This window comes from Krasilnikovia sp. M28-CT-15 (assembly GCF_047159595.1).
In the GTDB taxonomy this organism is placed as follows: Bacteria; Actinomycetota; Actinomycetes; order Mycobacteriales; family Micromonosporaceae; genus Actinoplanes.
Genome location: NZ_BAAGAK010000001.1, coordinates 6,380,242 through 6,405,046, shown reverse-complemented (window position 1 = coordinate 6,405,046; position 24,805 = coordinate 6,380,242). Strand labels below are relative to the sequence as shown.

Below are 24,805 nucleotides of genomic sequence, written 5' to 3'. Positions count from 1 at the left end.
CCATACGGGTGCTCAGCCAGCGACGACCGACCGCACCGCGGGCGCACCGTTCAGCGGGAGGAGGCGAACGACAGGGACAGCAGAGCGGCGGCGATCATGCCGCCGAGCAGGGTGAACCCGATGCCCCCGACATCCAGCCGGTGACCGTGCCGGTGGGCGTACGCCGCGGCCACGGGCACCCCGGCGGACGGCGCCAGCAGGAACGCCAGCCAGCCCAGGGCGCGCACGACGACGCCCCCGGGCACCGCCGTACCCCCGAACGTCACCAGGCCCGCGGCCAGCAGCCCGGTGGCGCCCGCGACCAGCGCGCCCACCAGCGGCAGCAGTGCCAGCGCCCAGCGTGGCAGCGGCTCGCGCGCGGTCGGGCGTACGGTGTCGTCGATCCGTTCCGCGGCGCGGGCCAGCAGCGTACGGGCGGACTGCCGGGGCGGCTGCGGCGCCGCCCCCGCGTCCGGCTCCGGGGCGCGCTGCAACGCCACCCGGGGCAGGGCCTCGACCGCAGCCGGGTCGGGCAGCTCGCCGAGTGCCCGGATCCGCATCCCCCGCGCGCGGCGCAGCTGGTCCCAGAGCCGGGCGGCCTCCCGGTCCACGTCCAGCACCTGGGCGGCGGCGGCCCCGGCCCAGCGGTCGGCCGCCGCGGCTTCCCCCTCGGCGCGGGCGAGCTCGCCGGCGGCCTGCGCGGCACTGTCCTGGTACGCCTGTTCGGCGCCGTCCAGTTCGGTATCGCGGCGCCGGGCCGCCTCGGCCAGGGCGCTCATCATGAGCTGGTAGTCGCGCTCACGTGGGGTCACTGTGCACCTCATAGGGGATGATCACTTCGGGGAACCGGTGTACCGAACGGTCGAAGAACAGTGCCCGCCGCGGCCGTGGACTCCAGGCGGGGCCACCCGGCTGCGGAAACAGGGGGCTGAGTTCCAGGCCGGGCACGTCCAGGGCGACCCACGCGCCGACCGGGTCCAGCCGGCCCCCCGCCCCGCCCAGCGTCTCGCGCAGCCGCGCCACCGATCGCCACCAGGCCAGCACATGGACACGGCGTTCCGGACCGTCGGTCAGCAGGGCGCGCAGCCGGTCCCGGTACGCCGGGTCGGCGCCGACGCCGTACCCGAGCACGTAGTGCGGGATGTCCGCGGCGCCCAGGATGTCGAAGAGCCCGGCCACGGTGCTGGAGTCGTACCAGTCGGCTTGCGGCAGCTCGGCGGCCAGCCGGGTGGCCGCCCGCTCGGCGGCCGGGTCGAGGCAGGCCAGGCTGAACCGGGCCGGTCCCTGCGCGGCCAGCGAGAGGGCGGCGGCCGCCAGCACATCGCATGCCTCGTCGGTGCGGCCGCCCAGCACGGCCAGGTTGCGGCCCGGCATCCGGCCCAGCCGCAAGCGGGCCGGACCGGGCAGGACGTCGAGCCGCTCGCCGAGGACCGCGCCGGGGGAGCAGCCCACCCGCGCGGTGGCATCCGGTGCCCGGCCCGCAGGCCGGTACGCATCCGGCAGCCGGGGAACGGCGTGGCCGTCGAACCAGCGTGGCGGGACGGCGCCGTCCGGGCGTTCCCGCCACAGCCGTTGTTGCAGCGCCCGCCACGCGGACCGCGTCGCGCCCGGTGCCGTGCGGCCGAGCGTGGGGCCCGGTGCCGTGCGGCCGAGCGTGGGGCCCGGTGCCGGGGGCGATCCAGGCCCGCCCGGGTGTGCAGCGGCACGGACCGCCGCGACCTGGGCGCCCGCGTCCGGCAGGCGGACGATCCGGTTGGCGCTGGCGCCGCCCGCGTCGGTGTTGACCACCGCGTGGAAGTGGGGGATGACCGCGGCGGCGAGGTTGCCGTCGGCGAGGATCCCCTCGGCCTTGGGCAGCGCGATGCGCAGCCCGAAGCCGGGGAGCCCCGCGTCGTGCAGGACCTCCGCCCCCGCCGGATCCGCCGTGGCCAGCACCAGATGTACACCCTGGGCCGGGCCGCGGCGGGCGAGGTCGGCCAGCAGGGCGGCGGTCTCTGCGGCGGCCGGCTCCGGCGGTGGCTCGGCCCGGCCGGTCAACGGCGGCGATGCGGTCGTGCCCGCCCGTCGCCCCGGCGCCAGCAGCGCCGGGAACTCGTCGACGACCGCCACGATCCGGGGCCACCGGCCGCCCGGATCCTCGGCGCGCAGGTCGGCCAGGGAGGCGACTCCGTACCGTTTCCCGGCCTGTGCCCGGTGCCGCAGTTCCTCGGCGAGGTGGCGCAGCACGGCCAGGCCGAACTCCGGGTCGCCGGTGAGGTTGATCCCGGCCAGGTGGAGCTGCGGCAGCCAGTCCGGCGCGCCGGGGCCGGGGACGCACTGCGCGAACGACCCGCTGCTCGTGCCGTCGAGCAGGTAGACGGCCAGTTCGTCGGGGCCGTACCGGGCGGCCAGCGAGGCCAGCCAGGCGTACACCAGGTTGGTCCGGCCGGAGCCGGGCGGGCCGCCGATCAGGGCATGCGGCCGGTGGTCGTCGAGCGCCACCTCGACCAGGGCGCCGTCCGGGCCCGTGCCGATCGGGGCCAGCAGCCCGTACGCGGAGGACTCGGTCCACAGCTTCTCGGGTTCCAGGTCGCTGAGGCGGGCGGTGGGGGGCCCGGCGCGCAGGTGTTCGGCGGCGGCCCGGCAGAACCCGGCGATCCGCTCGGCCGGGGGCGGGGCGTCAACCCGGATGGGCAGCTCGCCGATGCTGGTGCTGACGGCCGTACCGTCGTGGACCGCGACCCGGGTCACCGCCGGGTGCGCGCCCAGCTCCAGCCCGCGGACGACAAGGTGGACGCCGCAGCCGACACCGGTGCGCACGATCCGGTCGAGCTGTGCCCGCTGCGCGGCGGTCAGCTCGGCGGCGGTGGCCGGGTCGGCCAGCAGGACGATCAGCCGCCACGGCTCGGGCCGGGGCCCCGGGGTGGCGGCGGTGAGCGCAGCCAGGCAGGCGTACTCGCCGGCCAGCACGCTCTCGTTGACCCGGCAGATGTGCTCCACCAGGCCGTCGAGCAGCGCGCCGAGGCCGCCGGGGCCGACCAGGGCGAGCAGGCCCGCGTTGGCCAGCGGGCCGAACGCGGCGAGAGTGCCGCCGAGCTGTTCCGGATCGAACACGGTGACGTGCACCTCGCCGGGCCGGGTGGTGCCCAGTGCGCGCAGCAGCACGGTCGAGACGATCCCGTCCACAGTGCTCTGATCGCCGTCGAGTTCCAGGTGGGCGCCGTCCAGCAGCGGCAGCAGGGCGGGCAGCGTGATCCGGGTGCGATCCGTGCCGTCCGGGTCGTACGCGATCGTGCCGATCCGCAGCAGTCCCGCCGGGCCGCCGCGCTCGGGGCCCGCGCTGATCCAGCTCGGGGCCCAGGTGCGCCACGGCGCCCCGGCGGCGCCCGCGGCGCACAGCGCCGCGACGGCCTCGACGCTGCCGGTCAGCCGCCGGGCCTCGGACCGGAACCGGCCGAGGACGTCGCGGCGGGCGGCATCGCGCGCCTCCGCCAGCTGGGTGAGGCACGTCGCGTACGCCTCGCGGACCAGCTGGCGACGGCGCTGTGCCTCGGCGCGCGCCGACTCCGCCGCGGCGAGTACGGCCCGGGCGGTCCCGCGCGCCTCGGCCAGCTCCTGCCGGACCGCGGCGACCAGCGCGTTGCGGTGGTTACCCACAGCACCCCCCGGGATTCACGTTGGGGGATTTTAACCATTTAGTCCGATATCATGCTGCTATGAGCTGCGTGTCGCGTTTGCCGTCGCGCGGGTCAGCCAACGGGGGTCGGTGCTCACCAGCTCGCGCCACAACTCGGCCGCGACCAGCCCGGCCCCCTCGGTCTGCCATTCCCGCAGCATGCGGCGCGGCACGTACCGGCGCATCCACTCCAGCACCTGCCGGGCGTCCCGATCCAACCCCTCGGTCCGCAGCCGCCGCTCGTACGGCCGCAGCCCGAGCACACAGACGTAGTACAGGGCGTTGTAGTGGCGCCACTGCTCGCCCGTGCCGGGCAGCCCGGGGGGCTTGAGCCGGGCCACGCCGTCGCGCAGCACCGCCTGCAACTCGACCGCCCGGGCCAGCGGCTGATCCACCACCCGGCCGGTCAACCGGCGGTCCACCGTGGGCAGGTCGATGAGCGGGCTGCGCACCAGCCGGGCCACGTCGGCGAAGTCGTCCAGGGCGCGCCGGGTGAGCCGGACGAACTCGTCCTGGCTCAGCGCGATCAGCGTGTGCCGCTCCCGCCGCCGCGGCAGGGCGTCGGCCAGCATGAGCAGCGCGGCCCGGTCCAGCCGCAGCCGCTCGTCGTGCAGGAACGCGACCCGGTCCAGGCCCCGGCGCGCCGGCCCGCTCAGCGCGAACACCGTCATCACGACGGCCAGCAGCACGTACTGCAGCACCGCCACGATCGGCCGCTCCGGCGCCGCCAGCATGGTCAGCGCGGCCGGGCCCGCCACCACCAGCGTCGCGGCCAGGGCGCCGACCACCGAACGGCGCAGATCAGGGAGCAGCCGTTCGCCGGTGTCCACCGCGTCGGCCACCGCGGCGAGGAAGCCGAGCAGCAGCAGGTCCAGCCCCACGGCGGCCAGCACCAGATCGGGGGAGCCCAGGTCGACGCCGAGGAGCAGGACCAGCAGGCCGAGGCCGTACAGGGCGGCGGCTGCCGTCACCGCGGGCGTCAGGGCCCGCGGGCGCACCGTGTCCGCGGAACGCCACACCAGCACCAGGCCCCCGACCAGCGGGGCGAGTGCCACCAGCCGCCCGGCCCCCGGCAACGCGACGATCACCACGACGAACACGGCGGACACCGCCAGCCAGCCCCGGTCGACCTGGCGCCGCTCCGGCAGGTCGTCCGGGAGCAGCCCGAGCGCCGCACCCGCCCACGCCAGCGCGGGCAGGCACAGCAGCACCTTCGCCGCGGTACCGCCCGGCGCCACCGTCCACGCGGCGACCGCCGACGCGTACGTCAACAGCGCCACCGCGGCCCGCCACAACACCGGCCGCCGCGCGTCGCGACCCAGCAGATAACACGCCAGCCACCACGTCAGGGCGAAGGCGGGTACGGCGATCGCGGGCACGGGAGCAGTCAACCAAACAGACGTACCGTCTCGACACCCTCCACGGCCCGCCGTTGCCGGCGACGTCTGCGGCGCCGCCGCACGACCCAGGTCCCGCCGGCCGCCAGCAGCACGAGCGCGAGCAGCACCAGGATCGGCATCAGGATCGCCAGCACCGACATCACGGCGCTGCCGACGTCTTCGACCGTGCTCACCACGGGCGCGCCCAGCCCGCCCGTGGTGGCGTTCACCACGGGCCGCGACGCGGCCTTCACCCCGTGTACGCACAGGGCGATGAGGACACCCGCCGCGATCGCGATCCACTGGCGCGAACCCAGCGCGCCCGGATCGGACACCGTCGCGGTCTGCGCTCCCGCGCCCGCGCCGAACGCCAGCCCGCCCGCGGCGGGCCGCACCACGGTCTGCACCACGTCGTTGACGTGGTCCACGACGGGCACCTTGTCCGCCACGACCTCGATCGCCAGCAGTACCGCCAGGATGACCAGCGCCCAGCCGCCGGACAGCCACTGCCACCCGGCGGGCAGCTCCACCACGTCGGTGAACCGGGCCAGCAGGCCCATCGTGAGCAGGGGGATGTAGGCATTCAGTCCGGCGGATGCGGCCAGGCCGGTGCCGGTCAACGCTTCTAGCACGGCCCCAGGATGACACTGCCGCGCACGTGCCCCGTGGCCGCGATGTGCACCTCGCGGTGGTGCCCGGCTTCGGCGCCACCGCCCGTGCGGCGGCCGCGGCGCGGGCGGCTACCCTCGTCGGGTGCGCCTGGTCATCGCGAAGTGTTCTGTCGACTACGTTGGACGCCTGTCGGCCCACCTGCCCCCGGCGGTGCGGCTGCTCATGGTCAAGGCGGACGGCTCGGTGTCGATCCACGCCGACGACCGGGCCTACAAGCCGCTGAACTGGATGAGCCCGCCCTGCAAGCTGCAGGAGGCGCCGGGGGTGTGGAAGGTCGTCAACAAAGCGGGCGAGGAGCTGCGGATCACCCTGGAGGAGATCTTCCAGGACACATCGTACGAACTCGGCGTGGATCCCGGCCTCGTGAAGGACGGTGTGGAGGCCCACCTGCAGGAGTTGCTGGCCGCCCATCCCGAGACGTTCGGCGAGGGCTGGACCCTGGTGCGCCGCGAGTACATGACCGCGATCGGCCCGGTGGACCTGCTGTGCCGCGACGCCGACGGCGGGGCGGTGGCGGTCGAGATCAAGCGCCGCGGCGAGATCGACGGGGTGGAGCAGCTCACCCGCTACCTGGAGCTGATGAACCGGGACCCGCTGCTCGCTCCGGTGCAGGGGGTGTTCGCGGCGCAGGAGATCAAGCCGCAGGCGCGGGTGCTGGCCACGGACCGCGGCATCCGCTGCGTCGTGGTCGACTACGACAAGCTGCGCGGCATCGAACGCAACGAACTCACGCTGTTCTGACCCTGGAACAGGATGCAGCTACTGTTGGTGCTGCTGTTTGTCCGAGTCGTCCCACGACAGAGATAACGTGCTTCGATAGGCTCCGGTCGGAGCCTCGCCTGGAACTTCGTCGAATGGTGGTGATTCGACTGGCCAAAGCGGACAGCACGGAACTGAAATCCGTCCTGCCCGGGACTTTCCCACTCTAGTGTGACGGCTTGGTCGGCACTGAAGGACACGTATCCGGGCACGGCGGCTGCACTGAAGTGTGCCCAACATCCCCCAGGCGTCTCCTCTGAATCAATAACTCCCCAGCCTTCATTCTGATGCCATTCCCTGACGGTGCCTGCCACACTCATGGCAGTCAACGCTACTGCTGCGGTCATCCGCGATCGTGCGCGACCCGGCCCGCCGGGTCTGCACATCCGCCACAACGCCTTGAATTGGTGGGTACGCCCCGGCGGCCAGCTGGAACCCAACGACCCCTACTAGACGGAGGGCGCGTCACGAGAGGGGGTGTTCGCGGCGGCAGGGGACCAAGCAGCCCCACTTCCTGCCTGGTCCTAAAACTCAGATGATTCTGGAATCGGCTGACGGCAATGCTTACCCGCCGAACCTGCCCGACGTGAATCGACCACCCCGCCACGGCTCACCTGCGCAGCGCGCCGACCCATTCTTTGGGACAGTGCGGCGAAGGTCTCAACACGGCGTCGCGCGATGCCGACGGATCGGGCATGACAATTGGCCACGCCATCACCCCGGGGCGACGTAGCCCGCTGGACGACCGGTCCATCTCCGGCAGGTTGCTGCCGCGGCTGTTCCTGCCAGCCGGTCTGGCCGGAGTCGTCATCGGGGTGGCCAATGTCGACGGCTCCCGCTGGTCCCTGCTCATCCGGGGACTGCTGGCCTGCGTGATCGCGGCGGCGACCTGGCGGGTGAACTGGGATCGGGTGTCGCCCCTGGCGTTGCGGGTCATGGCGTACCTCGCCGTGACCATGATCGGTCTTGGCGCGATTACCGCTCCCGGAGCCTATTACCTGGTCATGCTCAACTCGGCCCTCGCTCTGGTCTGGGCCGGGTTCACGCTCGAACGCCGCGACGTGGTGGCGTTGTCGGCCATCACGGCCGTCCTGATCGTGGTGACGGAGTGGCAGTTGACGTCGCCGTGGAGGGCGATCTGGCACTCGGTGGCGATCTGGCTGCTGCTGACCACGCTCTGCGTCGTGATGCACTGGCTGCGTCGACTGCTCGATGACAGTGCCGCCCAGGTCGCCCGGGCTCAGGCGGAGGTCAGTGAGTTGCAGGTGCGTACGCTGACCGAGCAGCAGCGGGCCGAGGCGCAGCGGGCCGAGCTGGCCGCCGCCCAGATGGCCGCGCAGGCTGACCTGCAGCAGCAGGTCGCCGCGCAGGCGGCGGTGCTGGCTCAGTCGGCGGGTGAGGTCAGTCAGAACACCGCGGTGGCGGCGGCCGCGACCGAGCAGATGTCGACGGCGTTGCAGGACCTGTCGCGGACGGCGCAGTCCACCGAGGAGGTCACGGTCGCGGTGGTGCGGCAGGCGGACGACGCCGCCGCGGTGATCAGGGCGCTGGCGGCGTCGAGTGCGCAGATCATGGCGGCCAGCGACATCATCCAGTCGATCGCCGAGCAGACGAACCTGCTGGCGCTGAATGCCACGATCGAGTCGGCCCGTGCCGGTGCGAGCGGCAAGGGGTTCGCGGTCGTGGCCAACGAGGTCAAGGAACTGGCCCGCCAGTCCGGTGAGAACGCCGATTCCATCAACCGGACCCTGACCGACGTGCGTACCCAGGTCGACGCCGCGGTCACCCAGGTCACCGACATCGCCGTCGGCATGAGCACCCTGTCGGCGCACCACAGCACGCTGGCCGCCGCGATCGAGGAGCAGACCGCCGCCGTCGCCGAGGTGACCCGTACGGTCAGCCAGACCGCCGGCGAAACCCACACGATGGCCACCGGCATTCGGACCCTGGAACAGATCTCCCGAACCGCCGGGCGGTAGCACGGACTACGGCTGTTCGAGGAGAGCGTCGAGGGCGGCCTTCGCCTCGGCGAGGGTGGCTCCCGTCGCCGTACGCCAGGTCTTCAGCGCGGTGTGGCGGTCTCCGGCGCGGGCCTGGGCAACCGCGATCCGGGCGTACAGCGGCTGGCCGGGCAGCCGCGCCGGGACGGGCCGGGGGCGTGGCTCTCCGCCGCGGCCGCTCGGATCGAGTTCATCGAGCCCGGAGTGCAGTCCGTACATCGGACTGCGGCCCACCGGTGGCGCGGTGCGCACCGCCGTCAGTTCCCAGCTGGATTCTGCGGGGAGCCCCAGCAGCGTCGGGTCGTCGAGCAATTGGCAGATGTCGTAGACGACCTCGTGCTGCATCGTCCGCACCACATCGGTCAGGTCGTCAGGGTCGACCCCGCAGGCCAGGATCCGGTGCAGGGCGGCGGCCGTGGGGAAGGCCGGGACCGAGCCGGGCGGGGTGCCGCGCATCCATTGCTCGATCCACGATGGGGAACCATCGGTCCACTCGTCCTCGTCGACCAGCAGGCTCCACAGATTCGTCAGGAACAGCTCGCGGCTGCGGGCGGACAACTCGCCGTCAAGGTCATCGCGTTCAGGCACCGGGTGATCGTGACACCGTGGCTCAACGGGCGCGGCGCGGCTTGCCGGGTGGGCCACGGTGGTTCCGCGCCCAGGCTCGGAGGTCAGGGAGCGCCGCGGTCGCGGTACGTACGGCGGCGGCGCTCGGGCTCGGTCCCGGTCACGACCCGGTTGCGTCCAGCGTGCTTCGCCGCGTAGAGGTTGCGGTCGGCCGTGGCGAGCGCCGCGGACTGGCTGCGTGGCGTGGCCTCGTTGACTCCGGCGACGCCGATGCTGACCGTGACAGGCAGGCCGTTCGTGGTGTCGCGCCAGTCGAGGTCGCTGATTGCGCGCCGGATCCCGTCGAGGTGCCGGGTCGCCAGGGCGACGGGGGTGGCGGGCAGCACCAGCAGGAACTCCTCGCCGCCGAGCCGCGCGACGAACCCTTCCGGGGCCACCGTGGCCAGCTCGGTCGCCAGCACCTTGGCGACCTGCACGAGGACCTGGTCCCCGGTGTCGTGGGAGAGCTGGTCGTTGATCTGCTTGAAGTGGTCGATGTCGGCGATCGCGACACTCAGATCCGGGTCCGCGGCGATGAGGGCCGGTAGTTCCTCATCGACGTAGCGGCGGTTCTGCAACCCGGTCAGCGGATCGCGGCGGGCCTGCTCCCGGAAGCGCTGGGCTTCCTCGCGGGCTTCCGCGGTCTCGAACATGGCGTGCCTGGTCAGCGCCTTCGCCTGCTCCTGCCGGGCCCGAAGTTCCTCGCTGGCGGCGAAGAAGACCTTCTGCGCGGCGAACGCCTCGGCGAACTCCCCGCGGGCGGCGTGCAGTTCGGCCTGCTCCTGGTGTACGCGGATCAGGAACGCGTGCAGGTCACGTGCGATGCACAGCTCGCGGGCGGAGTCCAGGCTCGCCTGGGCCCGATCGGTGGCACCGAGACCGCGTTGGGCGCGGGCCAGATTCAGCAGGTATTCGGCCAGCTGGCCGGCGTGGTCGCTGTGCCCGGCGTCGTGCCGGGCGATGCAGACCAGCATCGTCTGCTCGGCCCTGGCGTACTCGCCGCAGTCGATCTGGATCGCGCTGATCGTGTCCAGCATCCCGGGGCTGAGCTCCAGACCGTGCGCTGTGGACACCTCCTGCATCCGGTCGGCGATCTCACGGGCCCGCGAGAGGTCGCCGGCCTCGTGCTCGGAACAGGCCCAGTTGTTCAGCACCATCATGAGCTGCTCCCACTGCCGCAGTTCCCGGGCCACGATCTCGGCCTGGCGGAAGCGCGGCCGTGCCGCGTCCATGTGGCCGCTGTCGGCCAGGGCATCGGCCAGTGTGGAGCGGTACCAGATCTGCATGTGCGGTGTGGCGGTCTCGTCGAGCAGTTCGACCGCGCTCAGCGAGTGCTCCAGGAACTTGGCCGTGTCGCCGGCGAGCCGTTCGATGTTCGCCCAGGCCACATGGGTGCGGGCGTGCAGGCGGCGGTCGCCGTGTTCGACGGCCCAGCGTTCGATCTCCGGCAGCTCCCGGGCCGCGCCCGCGAGATCGCCGGTCCGTCGGAGCATGTTGGCGTGGATGAGGCGGGCGCGGGCGATGAGACACTCGTCGCCCAGGGCGGCGGCCTTCTTTTCGATCTCAACCGCGGCGACGTACAGGGCCTCGGGATCCGCGACAGGCTTGTCCTCCAGCGCCAGCATGGCAGCCGACAGCTCCTCGGCGCTGGTCGCGCGGCCGTCCAACGAACCCACCCCCAGCCGCCGGTCCACCGCTGCCCTATCGGGGCCTCGGCAACCTGGCTGAGCAGTTCCGCGAGCATGTGACCCCAGGCACGATCCATCGGCCTCGCCGGGCACGGGCCGCAACGGAACGGATCACCGGCCGGTGAGTTCGACCCGGTCGCGGGCTGTCGTGCCGGAGAGGTAGGCGCGTGCCCCGATGCCCGCCACGATCGCCTGAACCAGCACGGTCGACCAGGTCAGCGGATGCCCCTGGGCGATCTGGACGAGCGTGGGCAGCCCGAGCAGCAGGGCGTCCGCCCCGACGACCGAGTTCACCAGCGGGCCGGGGGAGACCGTACCCATCGGGGTGTCCAGCGGCAGCAGTTCGTTACGGACCAGGCCCACCCGCGCGCGGCGGACCGCCGCCACCGCGCCCACCGGAGCGAGCGCGAGACCCAGCGCCCACCACGGCCCGGACGGCAGGTCGCCGAGGCCGTCCAGGAGCGCGAGGGATGCCGCGTACCAGGCACCGGACAGCAGCCCCGGCACGATCATCCGCTGACCGACCGCCCGCCGGGAGTCCAGGCCGAGCATCCGCAGCAGCACCGGGTTGGCGGCGTCGGTGCGCACGGTGGCGGTGCTGACCCCGCCCGCGATCATGCCGCCGATCAGGACCGCGGCGGCCGGCAGCCACCGCGGGCCCGACGCCAGCAGAACCGGCAACGCCGTCGCCCCGGCCAGCCAGGCCAGGCGGGCGGGTCGGCGCCGGGCCAGCAGGAGGTCCTGAGCCACCAGTACGGGCACTCGCGCCCACAACCGCACGGACCGCAGTCGCCGCCGGGCCCAGTACCGGCGCTCCACCATGTCGGCGACGAACGACGGCTCCACCCCGAACACCGAGTCGAGCAGCGTCCCGGCGGTCTTCGCGGCGGCCAGGATCCGCTCGTTCGGGGTGGCCGCGAGGCGCGCGACGGCCACCGCCAGCAGCACGGCGTTCAGCGCGGTCAGCCCGGCGACGATCGCCGCGACCGGTACCGTCGGCGCGGCGGCAGCGGCCAGGGGTGCGTCGACCACGGAATCCACCACCAGCCCGGCCAGTCCGGCGGCCAGCAGCAGGCCGGCGAGCCCGTCGGCGTACCCGCCCCAGTCGCCGCCCTGCGCGGCCAGCGCGACGAGCAGCAGCAGCACCCCGGCCAGCGCGCCCACCGCCGCCAGCAGCCCGGCGACCGCGCCGGGCATGGGTCGCGCCGCCACGTGCCCGAGCACGGCGACGCCGTACAGCCCGCCGGAAACGGCGGCCAGGACCACGGCCTGGCGCAGCGAGGGCGCCAACAGGCGGCGGCGGCTGACCGGCGCGGTCAGCAGCCACGACGCGGCGGGGCGGGTCAGCCCGAGCGGGCCGAGGCGGCGCATCGCCAGGAACAGCACGGCCGACCCGACGGTGACCAGGGCGGCGCCCGCCAGCAGCGAGAGGTTCGGGCGCTGCGGCCAGAACACCACCGCGAGCTGGCGGTGCAGCATGCCGCCGACGACCGCGATGAACAGCACCGCGAAGTAGATGTTCCCGGCGGTGGCGCCGCGCTCACGGTGCGACGACTGGCGCCGCCGCACCCACCGGCGCAGCGCCGCGACGTCGGTGACCTGCACGGTCACGAGGTGGCCGTCCCGGCTTCGCCGAGCTCGGCCATCGTGGTCGGCTGCGCGCCCGCCGCGGCGGCGAACGCCTCGTCGTGGCTGGCCATCAGCAGAGTTCCGCCGTCGGCCAGGTAGTCGGCCAGCAGCCCGGCCACCATCACCTTCGCGTCCGGGTCGAGGCGCTGCTCCGGCTCGTCGAGGATCAGCAGGGAACTGGGCCGCAGCAGCGTCACCGCCAGGGTCAGCCGCTGCTGCTGCCCGGACGACATCGACGGCGGGATCGCGTCGGCGTGCCCGGCCAGCCCGAACCGTTCCAGAGCATCGTCCACCCCGGCGTCCTGCGGGTCGCGCCCGTGGGCGCGGCACACCAGCTCGGCGTGCTCGCGGACGGTCAGCCCGGGATACCAGGTGGGCGGCTCCACCGTGGTCACCACGGCGCGCCAGAACTCCGGTGTGGACCCCGGCGCGGAGCCCAGCACCCGGATCGTGCCCGCGTCCGGGCGTTGCAGGCTGGAGACGCAGCGCAGCAGCGTGGACTTGCCGACGCCGTTCTCGCCGGTGACACAGACCGCGCCGCCGACCGGCACGGTCAGCGCCACATCGACGAGTACGGGAGTGGAGCCGTAGCTCACGTGCAGGCCGCTGACCTCCACCGCGGGATGATCCACCCCGCTGACGCTAGCAGCCGGGTTCAGCTGCCGCGGCCGTAGAGCAGCCGGAGAACCTTGACCAGCCGGGAGATCTGCGCGGGACTCCGCTCGAAGGTCATCACGGGCACGGGCGAGGGCCCCCGCCGTACGCTGATGGCCTTGGGCCGGGCGAACTCGCGCAGGCCGTCGTCGCCGTGGATGCGCCCGAAGCCGGAGTCGCCGACCCCGCCGAACGGCAGGTTGCCCATCCCCACGAACGACAGCGTCGAGTTGACCGCGACCATCCCGGCGTGCAGTCGCCGGGCGATGCGCACCGCGTCGGCCTTTCCGAACACCGCCCCGCCCAACCCGTACGGGACCGCGTTGGCCTTGGCCACGGCCTCGTCCGCGTCGGCGACCCTGGTGATCGTCAGGGTGGGGCCGAACGTCTCCTCGCGCACGGCCGCGGAGTCCTCCGGCACGTCGACCAGCACGGTCGGCGCGACGCCGGGCGGCTGCACCGCGTCCGCGCCGCCGACCAGCGCCTTGCCGCCGCGGGCCAGCGCGTCGTCGATGTGGCGCCGGATGATGTCGAGCTGCCCGGGCATGGTGATCGGGCCGAGGTCCGCACCGAGTTTGAGCCTGCCGGCCTTCTCCACCACGGCGGCGACGAACCGGTCGTAGACCGGCTCCACCGCGTACACCCGCTCGATGCCGATGCAGGTCTGCCCGGAGTTGGTCATGGAACCCCAGACGGCGGCCTCCGCGGCCGCGTCCACGTCGGCGTCCGCGTCCACGATGAGGGCGTCCTTGCCGCCCGCCTCCAGCACCACCGGGATCAGGTTTTCGGCGCAGGCACCCATGACCTTCTTGGCGGTGGCGGTCGAGCCGGTGAAGGCGACCTTGTCCACTCCGGAGCGGCACAGCGCGGCGCCGACGTCGCCCAGGCCGTGCACCGCCTGCAGCACCGGATGCTCCGGGACCACCTCGGCGAACGTGTCGACCAGCCACTGCCCGACGGCCGGGGTGTACTCGCTGGGCTTGAACACCACCGTGTTGCCCGCCATCAGGGCGCCGGAGGTGGGGCCGAGCGGGGTGAGGATCGGATAGTTCCACGGGCCGATCACCCCGACCACCCCGTACGGCAGGTATTCCACGTGGCCCGCATGCTCGGCCAGCAGCAGGCGGGTGCGGGTGCGCCGGTGCCCGAGCACGCGCTTGGCGTTGCGGGCCGCCCAGTCGGTGTGTTCGATCGCGGCGCTGGCCTCCACGATCGCGTCGGCGACCGGCTTTCCGGTCTCGAGGTGGGTGAGCGCGGCCAGCTCCTCGATGCGCTGGACGAGCAGGGTGCGCCAGCGCAGCAGGCGGGCCTTGCGGCCGTCGAAGCCGAGGGACTGCCACCACGCGGAGGCATCCCGGGCGCGCTGCACGGCCGCGGCCACCGCGGCCGCGTCGGCCACCGGCAGGCGGCCGGCCTCGGCGCCGGTGGCGGGGCTGGTCGACACGAGGACGCCGTCCTCGACGAAGGGCATTCCGGGGGTACGGGTCGCCGTCATGAACGCGAGTTTAGGTCGCGTTCACCCTGGAGCGCCTCCGCCTGGTGGTGGAAATAATCCATGGGCGCCTTTCGATGGCGCCGCCGCCCGTGGGGGTCGCTCGGCGGTCGCCGCCGCCCGGGCCGCTCAGCGGCGCGGAGTCCCACTTCACCTCCCCCGGGGACGGCCGCCCAGCGGTCGCCGACCCGGGCCCCCCTAAGCTGGAGCGTTGTGAGTCCCCGCCGTAATCGCCCGCGCCACCCCGTGGGCGGGCAGCGCCCCGAGCTGATCGACGAGCGGGTCCGGCGCGGTGTCGAGGGCGTGCAGCAGTGGCAGGACGGGGAGTGGATGGTGCGGTCGATCTTCGGTGGCGCGGCCACCAAGACGTACCGTTGCCCGGGCTGCATGCAGGAGATCCGGCCCGGCGTGGCGCACGTGGTGGCGTGGCCGACGGACGGCCGTGGCGACGAGACCGACCGCCGGCACTGGCACACCGGCTGCTGGCGGGCCCGGGACCGGCGCGGCCCGGCGATCGAACGTTCCCGTAACGCGCCCCGACACGGCTGATCAGGCGAAGGATGACCGAGTGAGCAACCAGATCCGCGCGAACTCCGTACTGCCGGCCCGGCGTACGGATATCGAGCTGCACACGGCCGACGGCCTGACGCTGGTCGGCGAGCTGGCGCTGCCGCCGACCGGTGCTCCGGTGGCGACCCTGGTCTGCCTGCACCCGCTGCCTACGCACGGCGGGATGATGGACAGCCACATCTTCCGCAAGGCGGCGTGGCGGCTGCCCGCGCTGGCGGGTCTCGCGGTGCTGCGCTTCAACAGCCGGGGCACGAGCAGCGTGCGGGGCAGGAGCGAGGGGGAGTTCTCGGCGGGCGAGGGCGAGCGGTTCGACGTGGCCGCCGCGATCGAGTACGCGGAGTTCGCCGACCTGCCCAACATCTGGCTGCTGGGCTGGTCGTTCGGCACCGACCTGACGCTGATGCACGGGCTGGACCCGGCCGTGGTGGGCGCGATCCTGCTCTCGCCGCCGCTGCGGTTCGCCGGGCCCGAGCACCTGGCCGCCTGGGCGGAGGCGGGCAAGCCGGTCACGGCGCTGATCCCCGAGTTCGACGACTACCTGCGGCCCGCCGAGGCGGCGCAGCGCTTCGCGGCGGTGCCCCAGGCCGAGGTGGTGCCGGTGGCGGGCGCCAAGCACCTGTGGGTGGGCGACGCCGAGACGGTGCTGGACCAGATCGTGGGCCGGGTGGCCCCCGAGGTCGCGGTGCCGCTGCCGCGCACCTGGGACGGCCCGATCGAGGACGGCGACATGAGCGCGTACGCGGACCGCACCGTGGCCGCCTTCGCCGACGTGCCCGTCGCGGGGCCCGAGCAGCGCAGCGCCGAGTGAAGCCGCCGGGTCAGCGCTGTTCCATGCTGGGGTTCACGACCTCCCGGATGATCAGCTGGACCGCCGCCACCAGCGGGATGGCGATGAGCGCCCCGATGACCCCGAACAGCGCCACCCCGAGCAGGGCCGCGGTGACCGCGGCGACGTCGCTGACCTCCACCGAGCGCCGCATCACGTTCGGGTAGATCAGGTAGTTCTCCACCTGCTGGTAGACGATGAAGAACACGATGCAGACGATCCCGCTGGTCAGCGAGTGGGCGAGGCCGACCAGGCTGACGATGATGGCGCCGAGCGTCGCCCCGATCTGCGGGATGAGGTCGAGGACCGCGACCGCCACGGCCAACGCGAACGGGTACGCGAGCCCGACCACCAGCGCGAGCGCGAACGTGCTCAGACCCGCGAGGACCGCGATGGCCAGCGCGCCGACCATGTACGCGCCGACCTTGGTGAGGATCTCGTCGGTGAGCAGCCGGACCCGGTCCCGGCGCGACGCGGGGACCAGCCCGAACGCCGCCTCCTTCATCCGGTCGAACGCGGCCATGAAGTAGATCGTCAGCACGAGCACGGTCAGCGCGCTGAAGATCGTGCCGAACAGCAGCTTGGCGCCCCCGACCACGCCGCCCACGGCGTTGCCCACCGTGCCGGCGTCCAGCGAGGCGCGCAGCTTGTTGACGATGTCGTAGCGCACGACCAGGTCGTTGATGGTCTGATTGCGCTGCAGACTCTCGATGTAGTCGGGCAGGTTCCTGACCAGTTCGCCGGTCTGGGTCACCAGCGGCGGGATCAGCGCGAGCACACCGCCACAGAGCAGCAGCACCACGGTGAGCGCCAGGACCGCCACGGCGAGCCCGCGCGGCAACCCCCACCTGCGCAGCCGCATGATCGCCGGGTTGAGCCCGATCGCGAGGAACAGCGAGATGAAGATCAGCACCAGGATCGAGCTGGCGTTACGCAGGCCCACGAAGCACGCGTACGCCAGCACCAGGCCGAGGCCGCCGAGGAATCCGGTGAGGAACGGGTTACGCCAGTTCAGCGCCGGTCCTGGCGCGCCGTACCGGCCGCGGCCCTTCGACACCGCGGGGTCGTCCACGGGCCCGGCGGCGACGGCCGGGGCCTCGATGGCGTCAGCCCGGGCCTCGGTGGCGTCAGCCGGAGGCGCCGCCTCGGCCGGTGGCGGGGGCGGCGGTGCACCCTCGGGCTGCGTGTCGCCGGGGCGGGGATGCTCGTCGGCCGTCACCGCAAACCTCCACATCGGAGCCGGGACGTCCGGGCAGCGGTCGGCGACCGGTGCGGCGAAATGGACGTCCCGGCGGGGACGTTAGCGGGTACGCCGGGGCGAAGGCCACCCGACGGGCCGATCTTCGGTCGACGGGTGGCCGCGCGGATGATCTGTCGACGGCGCAGGCCGCCGGTGGGACGGCGGGTGCCGGGTCAGTCCGCGTCGGCGCCGACGCGGCTGGCGGGTGGCACGGCCACCTTCGCGGAGGCGGTCACCTTGCCGGTGCCTGCCGCGTGCGGGCTCGGCTTGTCGGAGGAACGCGCCTGACCGTCGGCTGCCTTTCCGTCGGCGGCCTTGCCGTCCTGGGCTTTGCCATCGGGGGTCTTGCCCTCGGACGGTGGGGCCGCAGGCGCATCGTCCTCGGTGTCGTCGAAGTCGTCGCCGCCCGGGGCGGCCGCGGCCGCCAGCACCGCCGCTGCGGCCAGCTCCGCCACGCGCTTGGCCTCGCGCTGCACCTGGCGGCGGACGTCCGCGGCGTGCCGTTCGGCGGCCTCGCCCGCCTTTTTGGCCTCGGCCACCCGGGCGCGTTCGGCCGCCAACTCCCGCTGCGCCTCGGTCAGGCGCTGCTGCACCTGCTGGGTCTCCTGCTCGGCGGCCTGCGCCCGTTCGGTCGCCTCGGCCAGTTTCTGCTCGGCCGCGGTGACCTCGGCCTGCGCGGTCTCCAGCTGCCCCGCCGCCGCGGCGATCTTCTCCTGCTGGGCCTCGACCTCCTTGCGGGTGGCGGTCGCCTGCTCGTCGGAGCGGCGCAACACCTCCTCGGCGTACGTGTCGGCCTCGCTGCGCAGATCCGCGCACTGCTTCTCGACGCTCGCCCGCAGCTGCTCCAGCTCCTGCGTCACGGCCGTCCGGCGCTGCTGCAGCTCCTGCTCGGTGCTCGTGGTGGCCTCGCCGCGCTGGCGCTCGGCGTCGGCGCGCTGGCGGGCGATCTCCTGCTGTGCCGCCTCCCGCAGGACCTTGGTCTCGTGCTCCGCCTTGGCCTTGGTGGCCTTCGCGTACGCGTCCGCCTCGGCGCGGGTCTGCTGGGCCTCCTTGGTGGACGTCTCGGTGAGCCGCTGCGCCTCGGACTTGGCCTTGGCGAGCGCCGTCGTGGCCTCGGCGCGCAGCTTCTCCGCGGCCTCCTTGGTGGTCTGGACCTCCTGCTCGGCGGCCTTGCGGCGGGCGGTGTCGGCCTTCTCCTCGTCGGCGCGCCGGGCGGCGAGCGCGATCTCGAAGTCGCGGACGACGTCGTGGGCGTGGGTCTCGGCCTCGGCGCGGACGCGTTCCGCCTCGGCCAGCCGGCTCGCGATGTCGTCCGTGGCGGACGTCTTGATCGCCTCGGCCTGCTCCTCGGCGAGCGCGAGGATCTGCTCCACCCGGGGGCCGAGATGCCGGAAGGACACCTCCGCGCCCAGTCCGGGCTGGCGCCGGGCCTGGGCCAGCTCCTGCTGGAGCCGTTCGACCTGCTGGGCCATCGACTGGATCTGCGTGTACGCCTGCTCCCGCTCGGCGGCCAGGGCGGCGATCTCGTTCTCGGCCCGAGCGACGTACCGCTCGACCTGCTTTTTCTCGTAGCCGCGCAGGGCCGTCTCGAAGTTGGGCTCAGCGGCCGCGCCCCCGCCGAGGCCGAAGATTTCCGCGCCGTGCGACATGCTTTCCATCCTCACACACGCCTCGTCCCGTCACATGCCGGTACACACCCGCATGGGGGACTTACGCGTCTGGTAGCAATTTGACTCTGCTTGGGCCGTCCGTCGTTACGGCCCGGGTGGTGGCGCCCGAAAATGCACGCGGGCCGCACCGGAGTTCCGGATGCGGCCCGCATCGTCGGCGTGCCGTCCAGTCGAATCAACCGCCGCGCGCCCTGTGGGGCCACGCAACTTCACGACCGGGTGGCGTACGACTCAGGAGGTCGGCTTAGCCGTGGCGATCTTGGCGTCGGTCGGGGGAGTGCCGTTCTCGGCGGAACGCTGCGCCGGAGGGTCCACCTTGGCGGCGGGCGCCTCGGCCGCCGGTGCGCCGGCGGGCGTGGGCACGAGGCCCGACAGGCCGGAGAGCATCTGGCCGAGCTGGCTGGTGACCGCGTTCTTCTGCCGGGTCAGGTCCTCGACCTCGCGCTTGGCGGCCTGGGTGGTCAGCTCGGCCTCGGTACGGGCCTCGCTGAGCATCCGCTGCGCCTCGGCGCGGGCCTCGCCGACGGTCTTCTCCGCCAGGGCGCGGGACTTCTCGACCACCTCGACGGCGCCGCGCTCGCTCTCGACGCGGCGGCTCTCGGCGCGCTGCTCGATCTCCTTGGCCCGGTCCTCGGCCGCACGGGCGCGTTCCTCGGCCTCGGCCACCATCTTCTGGGTGGCGCTGACCTGGGCGCCGTGGCGTTCGGCCTCCTCGCGTTCCGACTTCTCCCGCCGCTCGGCGATCTCCAGCGCGAGGGCCTGCAGGTCCTTGTCGCGCTTGTCGCGGGCGTCGGTCAGCATCTTGGTGGCCTCGGCCCGCTTCTCCTCGGCCTCGCGGGCGGCCTTGGCGCGCAGCTGGGTGATCTCCCGCTCGGCGGTGGCGCGCAGCGACGCCACCTCACGCTCCACGGTGGACTTCAGCTCGGCGACCTCGTGCGCGGTGACCGTACGCAGCTGCTTGGTCTCCCGGTCCGCGTCGCTGCGCAGCGTGTCGGCCTCCCGGCGGGCCTGCACCCGGGTCTCGGCGGCTTCCCGCTCGGCGTGCGTGCGCAGCTGCCCCGACTCGCGCTCCGCGGTGGCCTTCATGGCGGCGGCCTCGGCGCGCGCCTTGTCCGTGATCTCGCGTGCCTCGAGGCGGGCCGCGGAGAGGATGCCCTCGGACTCCCGCTTCGCCTCGTTGCGATGGTCGTTGGCCTGTTCCTCGGCCAGCCGCAGGATCTGCTCGACCCGGGTGCCCAGTCCGGAGAGCGTCGGCCGGTTGTTTTCCTCCAGCAGCTTGTTGCTGTCGGCCAGCTTCTGCTCGACCGCGTTCAGCCGCTGTTCGGCCTGGCGCAGTCGGCGCTGCGCATCGTTCATGCGCTGCTCGGCCTCGCCGCGTGCCTGTTCCGACTGGTTCAGGGCGGCGATCAGCCGGCCGAGGTGCGCGTCCACCTGTCCGCGGTCGTAGCCGCGCAGGACGACGGTGAAGTCGTGCTGTGAGTTTGCGCTCTCGAAGAACGCGAGATTGGCATCCTGCTGCTGGGGCATTGGGACATACTGGCAGACCCCCCAGGGGGCCACGCAAGACCGTACGGCCCGGGTTCTGCGCCTGGAGATCACCGGTTCGCGGCTCGTCGGGGGTCGGGTCGAACCATTCGGAGGGGGTCGCCGGAGGGCCGTTGCTGTCCCGTGCCGACGTCGCTACCTGCTGTCCTGCAGTTTCGCGAGTGATCGTCGCAGATGCGCACACGTCGGCGCTCGACGATGCCCACCATCCTGCCAGGCACCGCTGGTGCCCGCCAGGATCTTTCACTCGCAAGGCGTACGAATCAGGCGCCTTCGGGGGCCGGTTCGACAAGCTCCACAAGCACCCCTCCGGCGTCCTTGGGGTGCACGAAGTTGATCCGGGACCCGCCGGTGCCCCGGCGCGGGGTGTCGTAGAGCAGCCGCAGCCCGCGCTCGCGCAGTGCCGCGCTGGCGGCTTCGACATCGGCCACGGTGTATGCCAGCTGCTGCAGCCCGGGCCCGCTGCGGTCCAGGAACTTCGCGATCGCCGACTGCGGGCTGGTCGGGGCCAGCAGTTGCAGCCGCGGCCCGGTGCCGTCCGGCCCGACCGCCAGCATCGCCTCCCGGACCCCCTGCTCGTCGTTGGTCTCCTCGTGCACGCAGTGCAGGCCGAAGTTCTCGGCGTAGAAGGCGAGCGCGGCGTCCAGGTCGGGGACGGCGATCCCGACATGATCGATGCGGAGCAGTCCGACGGCAGGCAACGTGGGCATGAACGGAAGTGTGACATCTTCGCGGTGCGAAGGGACTGGGTCTCCCCTCGGGCGTACGGCTACGCTGACCCTAACCATCGTTCAGTTGGCGAGGCGTCCAGTGCCGGGCGTCCCGCCGGCGACAACTCGTGAAGGCGTAGACCCGTGACCAGCTCGGTGATCGTCAGCGGTGCCCGGACCCCGATGGGGCGCCTGCTCGGCAACCTCAAGGACCTTCCGGCCACCGCGCTGGGTGGCCATGCCATCGCCGCCGCGCTGGAGCGCGGCGGGGTGCGCCCCGACCAGGTCGAGTACGTGATCATGGGCCAGGTGCTGCAGGCGGGCGCCGGCCAGATCCCGGCCCGGCAGGCCGCGGTCGCCGCCGGTATCCCGATGAACGTGCCCGCGGTGACCATCAACAAGGTCTGCCTCTCCGGCCTCGATGCGATCGCCCTGGCCGACCAGCTGATCCGCGCCGGTGAGTTCGACATCGTGGTCGCGGGCGGCATGGAGTCGATGACCAACGCCCCGCACCTGCTGATGGGCCAGCGCCAGGGCAAGAAGTACGGCGACATCCTGGTCCGCGACCACACCGCGTACGACGGGCTGACCGACCCGTGGGACCGCACCGCCATGGGCGAGTCGACCGAGCGCAGCGGCGTGCACCTGGGAATCACCCGCGCCGAGCAGGACGCGTTCAGCGCGCTCAGCCACCAGCGCGCCGCCGCCGCCCAGGCCGAGGGCCGCTTCGCCGAGGAGATCGTGCCGATCCGCGGCGGCCTGCGCGAGGTCGACCCGATGATCGACACGGACGAGGGCGTGCGGCCGGAGTCCACCGCGGAGACGCTGGGCAAGCTGCGTCCCGCGTTCCTGCCCGACGGCACGATCACCGCGGGCAGCTCGTCGCCGATCTCCGACGGCGCGGCCGCGGTCGTGGTGATGAGCAAGGCCAAGGCCGAGGAGCTGGGGCTCACCTGGCTGGCCGAGATCGTCTCCCACGGCAACGTGGCAGGCCCGGACAACTCGCTGCAGGCCCAGCCCGCCAACGCGATCAAGCACGCGCTCGGCAAGGCCGGCCTCACGGTGGCCGACCTCGACCTGGTCGAGATGAACGAGGCGTTCGCCCAGGTCGTCATCCACTCGATGCGCGAGCTGAAGGTCGACGAGGACATCGTCAACGTCAACGGCGGCGCGATCGCGCTGGGCCACCCGATCGGCATGTCCGGCGCCCGGCTGGTGCTGACGCTCGCGCTGGAGCTGCGCCGCCGCGGCGGCGGCACCGGCGCGGCGGGCCTGTGCGGCGGCGGCGGTCAGGGCGACGCCCTGGTCATCCGGGTCCCCGCTGCCTGAGCACGGGGGTCACGCGATGGTGCAGGATGCTCCCGTGACCTTCACCCCGCGCCGATCCCGTGACGTGCCCACGCTGGTGGCCCGCGCCCGCGACGGCGACCCGCGTGCCGTCGCGCGGCTGATCAGTCTCGTCGAGAACGGCGACCCGGCGCTGCCCGCCGTGGCCGCCGCTCTCGCGCCGTACGCGGGGCAGGCGCAGGTCGTCGGCCTGACCGGCTCGCCCGGGGTGGGCAAGTCCACCACCACGAACGAGCTGGTCCGGGCGCTGCGTCAGCAGGGGCGCCGGGTGGGTGTGCTGGCGGTGGACCCGTCCAGCCCGTTCACCGGCGGAGCGATCCTCGGCGACCGGGTCCGGATGCAGGAGCACAGCACCGATCCCGGGGTCTACATCCGGTCCATGTCCAGCCGGGGCCATCTCGGCGGCCTGTCCGCGACGACTCCGCAGGCGGTGCGGGTGCTGGAGGGCGCGGGCTGCGACGTGGTGCTGGTCGAGACGGTCGGGGTCGGCCAGGCCGAGGTGGAGATCGCCTCGCTGGCCGACACCACGCTGGTGCTGCTGGCGCCGGGGATGGGCGACGCGATCCAGGCGGTCAAGGCCGGGATCCTGGAGATCGCGGACGTCTTCGTGGTGAACAAGGCGGACCGGCCGGGCGCCGACGCCACGTACCGCGACATCCAGGGCATGCTCGCGCTGGGGGAACGGGGGCCGGACGAGTGGCGCCCGCAGGTGGTGCGGGCCACCGCGGTGCGCGGCGAGGGCGTCGACGACGTGGTGGCCGCGATCGGCAAGCACCGGGACTGGCTGGTGCGCACCGGCGAGCTGGACCGCCGGCGCCAGGAGCGGGCCGCCGCCGAGGTCGAGGCGATCGCGCTGGGCACGCTGCGCGCCCGGCTGGGCTCCGTGCGCGAGGGTACGGCGCTGGGCGCGCTGGCCGTCCGGGTGGCCGACGGCGAGCTGGATCCGTACGCCGCCGCGGAGGAACTGCTCAAAGGGCTCTGACCGGCGCCTCGACCGGGCCGGAGTTCGCTGGATCCAGACAAGGTGCCCGATCGGGCAGACGCCGCGATCCACGCTGCAAACGGACGAAAACGGGGCGTCTTCGCAAGAAATGAAGACTGCTCGTGTTCGCCTCGTTCCGCTCGGTGACCGGCAGCACGGAATCGCCTGCGGACAGTGACAAAGTTCGTACGGATGCGGGGGTTTACCTGCGCTCCAGCGCTGGTAGCCTTTGCCGCCTCTGGCCGGGAGGAACGCGGGATGCGTAGGAAGATGTTCGCTTTTGCCATGGTCGGCCTGTTGGCCATGGGAGGCGTTGTGGGCTGCGACGACAACGGTGGTGACAGCACCACCGGTGGCGGCGACGCCGGGAGCGGGCCCAAGATCTATGGGAACGGTAAGGGCAAGATCGGTGTGATCCTGCCGGACACCGCGAGTTCGCAGCGGTGGGGCACGGACGACCCCAAGTTCCTCAAGGCGGCGTTCGACGCCGCCGGCGTGCAGGCTGACATCCAGAACGCCCAGGGCGACAAGGCGAAGTTCGCGTCGATCGCGGACAGCATGATCTCCGGCGGCGCCACGGTCCTCATGATCGTCAACCTGGACTCGGGCACCGGCAAGACCGTGCTCGACAAGGCCAAGAAGGCCGGCCTCGCCACGATCGACTACGACCGCCTCACTCTCAACGGCGGCGCCGACTACTACGTGAGCTTCAACAACGTCACGGTCGGCACGCTGCAGGGCCAGGGCCTGCAGCGGTGCCTGAGGGAGAAGGGGACCAAGGCCCCGCTCGTGGCCAGCCTCAACGGCTCGCCGACGGACAACAACGCCACCCAGTTCAAGCAGGGCTACGACCAGGTGCTGCAGCCCATGTTCGACTCCGAGGCGTACGTGAAGGGTCCGGACCAGTCCGTGCCCGACTGGAGCAACGACGAGGCCGGGGTCATCTTCGAGCAGATGATGACCCAGACCGGCAACAAGATCCGCGGCGTGGTGGCGGCCAACGACGGTCTCGCGAACGCGGCCATCGGGGTGCTGAAGAAGAACAAGCTGAACGGCACCGTCCCGGTCACCGGTCAGGACGCCACCGTGCAGGGCCTGCAGAACATCCTCACCGGCGACCAGTGCATGACGGTGTACAAGCCGATCAAGCAGGAGGCGGAAGCCGCGGCCAACCTCGCGATCAACCTCTTCAAGGGCGAGAAGATCGACGTCGGCCTGAGCAAGGTGAAGGACGTCGAGTCCGGCGCGTACGTGCCCGCCCGGCTGCTGAAGCCGCAGCTGATCTTCAAGGAGAACGTCAAGGACGTCGTGAAGGACGGGTTCGTCGAGCGCAAGGACGTGTGCAAGGACGACATCGAGGCGCTCTGCGCCGCGAACGGGATCTGAGCCCGACGTACGTGAG

At 72.8% G+C, this 24,805-nt stretch carries 20 protein-coding genes; 7 read left to right on the top strand and 13 right to left on the bottom strand.

Features of this window, described 5'->3' with window-relative positions:
• Nucleotides 1-50 precede the first annotated feature (50 nt).
• Genes ACMCNO_RS29275 through ACMCNO_RS29260 form a run of 4 tightly spaced genes read right to left on the bottom strand, consistent with a single transcriptional unit; the run spans nucleotide 51 to nucleotide 5,645 of the window.
• On the bottom strand, nucleotides 51-791 hold the full coding sequence (locus ACMCNO_RS29275) for a hypothetical protein (RefSeq protein ID WP_412752660.1): 741 nt from the start codon (nucleotides 789-791) through the stop codon (nucleotides 51-53).
• On the bottom strand, nucleotides 778-3,615 hold the full coding sequence (locus ACMCNO_RS29270) for an FtsK/SpoIIIE domain-containing protein (protein WP_412752659.1): 2,838 nt from the start codon (nucleotides 3,613-3,615) through the stop codon (nucleotides 778-780). Before ACMCNO_RS29270 ends, ACMCNO_RS29275 begins: the two co-directional genes overlap by 14 nt.
• A 57-nt stretch (nucleotides 3,616-3,672) precedes the next feature.
• The gene (locus ACMCNO_RS29265; protein ID WP_412752658.1) at nucleotides 3,673-5,025 is read right to left on the bottom strand and encodes a hypothetical protein; all 1,353 of its coding nucleotides are present in this window, start codon (nucleotides 5,023-5,025) and stop codon (nucleotides 3,673-3,675) included.
• Nucleotides 5,022-5,645, bottom strand: coding sequence for a DUF4126 domain-containing protein (locus tag ACMCNO_RS29260; protein ID WP_412752657.1), 624 nt, complete (start codon nucleotides 5,643-5,645; stop codon nucleotides 5,022-5,024). Before ACMCNO_RS29260 ends, ACMCNO_RS29265 begins: the two co-directional genes overlap by 4 nt.
• Nucleotides 5,646-5,766: 121 nt before the next feature.
• Here ACMCNO_RS29260 and nucS point away from each other — a divergent pair, with 121 nt between their 5' ends.
• Nucleotides 5,767-6,426: an endonuclease NucS gene (gene nucS / locus ACMCNO_RS29255; RefSeq protein ID WP_412752656.1), complete on the top strand. Its 660-nt coding sequence runs from the start codon at nucleotides 5,767-5,769 to the stop codon at nucleotides 6,424-6,426.
• Nucleotides 6,427-7,139: 713 nt separating this feature from the next.
• A complete protein-coding gene (locus ACMCNO_RS29250; protein WP_412752655.1) occupies nucleotides 7,140-8,423 on the top strand; it encodes a methyl-accepting chemotaxis protein in 1,284 nt (427 codons plus the stop codon).
• 6 nt (nucleotides 8,424-8,429) lie between these two features.
• Here the strand turns inward: ACMCNO_RS29250 and ACMCNO_RS29245 are convergent, their stop codons facing one another.
• From ACMCNO_RS29245 to ACMCNO_RS29225, 5 genes are all read right to left on the bottom strand, one after another.
• Nucleotides 8,430-9,032, bottom strand: coding sequence for a hypothetical protein (locus ACMCNO_RS29245; RefSeq protein WP_412752654.1), 603 nt, complete (start codon nucleotides 9,030-9,032; stop codon nucleotides 8,430-8,432).
• A gap of 83 nt (nucleotides 9,033-9,115) precedes the next feature.
• A complete protein-coding gene (locus ACMCNO_RS29240) occupies nucleotides 9,116-10,717 on the bottom strand; it encodes a diguanylate cyclase (protein ID WP_412752653.1) in 1,602 nt (533 codons plus the stop codon).
• 132 nt (nucleotides 10,718-10,849) lie between these two features.
• The gene (locus ACMCNO_RS29235; RefSeq protein WP_412752652.1) at nucleotides 10,850-12,349 is read right to left on the bottom strand and encodes a DUF6297 family protein; all 1,500 of its coding nucleotides are present in this window, start codon (nucleotides 12,347-12,349) and stop codon (nucleotides 10,850-10,852) included.
• Nucleotides 12,346-12,999: an ATP-binding cassette domain-containing protein gene (locus ACMCNO_RS29230; RefSeq protein ID WP_412752651.1), complete on the bottom strand. Its 654-nt coding sequence runs from the start codon at nucleotides 12,997-12,999 to the stop codon at nucleotides 12,346-12,348. The genes ACMCNO_RS29235 and ACMCNO_RS29230 overlap by 4 nt, the downstream gene beginning before the upstream one ends.
• 23 nt (nucleotides 13,000-13,022) lie before the next feature.
• Nucleotides 13,023-14,516 carry an aldehyde dehydrogenase family protein gene (locus ACMCNO_RS29225; RefSeq protein ID WP_412752650.1) on the bottom strand — a complete coding sequence of 498 codons (1,494 nt, stop codon included), beginning with the start codon at nucleotides 14,514-14,516 and terminating at the stop codon, nucleotides 13,023-13,025.
• A gap of 264 nt (nucleotides 14,517-14,780) precedes the next feature.
• Between ACMCNO_RS29225 and ACMCNO_RS29220 the strand changes: the two genes are divergently transcribed.
• Complete coding sequence (locus tag ACMCNO_RS29220) at nucleotides 14,781-15,062, top strand: hypothetical protein (RefSeq protein WP_412753847.1); 282 nt, start codon at nucleotides 14,781-14,783, stop codon at nucleotides 15,060-15,062.
• Nucleotides 15,063-15,081: 19 nt separating this feature from the next.
• Entirely contained in the window at nucleotides 15,082-15,891 is an 810-nt protein-coding gene (locus tag ACMCNO_RS29215; RefSeq protein WP_412752649.1) for an alpha/beta hydrolase, read from the top strand.
• A gap of 10 nt (nucleotides 15,892-15,901) precedes the next feature.
• On the opposite strand, the gene ACMCNO_RS29210 is transcribed toward ACMCNO_RS29215, so the two are convergent.
• The 4 genes from ACMCNO_RS29210 to mce form a co-directional block, all read right to left on the bottom strand.
• A complete protein-coding gene (locus ACMCNO_RS29210) occupies nucleotides 15,902-17,143 on the bottom strand; it encodes an AI-2E family transporter (protein WP_412752648.1) in 1,242 nt (413 codons plus the stop codon).
• Between the two features lie 179 nt (nucleotides 17,144-17,322).
• Complete coding sequence (locus ACMCNO_RS29205) at nucleotides 17,323-18,798, bottom strand: Laminin subunit beta-1 (RefSeq protein WP_412752647.1); 1,476 nt, start codon at nucleotides 18,796-18,798, stop codon at nucleotides 17,323-17,325.
• A 252-nt stretch (nucleotides 18,799-19,050) separates the two neighbouring features.
• Nucleotides 19,051-20,346: a DivIVA domain-containing protein gene (locus ACMCNO_RS29200; RefSeq protein ID WP_412752646.1), complete on the bottom strand. Its 1,296-nt coding sequence runs from the start codon at nucleotides 20,344-20,346 to the stop codon at nucleotides 19,051-19,053.
• A 281-nt stretch (nucleotides 20,347-20,627) separates the two neighbouring features.
• A complete protein-coding gene (mce, locus tag ACMCNO_RS29195) occupies nucleotides 20,628-21,074 on the bottom strand; it encodes a methylmalonyl-CoA epimerase (protein WP_412752645.1) in 447 nt (148 codons plus the stop codon).
• A gap of 144 nt (nucleotides 21,075-21,218) precedes the next feature.
• On the opposite strand from mce, the gene ACMCNO_RS29190 reads away from it, so the two are divergent.
• The 3 genes from ACMCNO_RS29190 to ACMCNO_RS29180 all read left to right on the top strand — a co-directional run bounded on the left by ACMCNO_RS29190 (nucleotide 21,219) and on the right by ACMCNO_RS29180 (nucleotide 24,789).
• Complete coding sequence (locus ACMCNO_RS29190; protein ID WP_412752644.1) at nucleotides 21,219-22,403, top strand: acetyl-CoA C-acetyltransferase; 1,185 nt, start codon at nucleotides 21,219-21,221, stop codon at nucleotides 22,401-22,403.
• Nucleotides 22,404-22,437: 34 nt separating this feature from the next.
• Nucleotides 22,438-23,403 carry a methylmalonyl Co-A mutase-associated GTPase MeaB gene (meaB, locus tag ACMCNO_RS29185; protein ID WP_412752643.1) on the top strand — a complete coding sequence of 322 codons (966 nt, stop codon included), beginning with the start codon at nucleotides 22,438-22,440 and terminating at the stop codon, nucleotides 23,401-23,403.
• Between the two features lie 258 nt (nucleotides 23,404-23,661).
• Nucleotides 23,662-24,789 (top strand): sugar ABC transporter substrate-binding protein, encoded by a 1,128-nt coding sequence (locus tag ACMCNO_RS29180; RefSeq protein WP_412752642.1) that lies wholly within the window; start codon nucleotides 23,662-23,664, stop codon nucleotides 24,787-24,789.
• Nucleotides 24,790-24,805 lie beyond the last annotated feature (16 nt).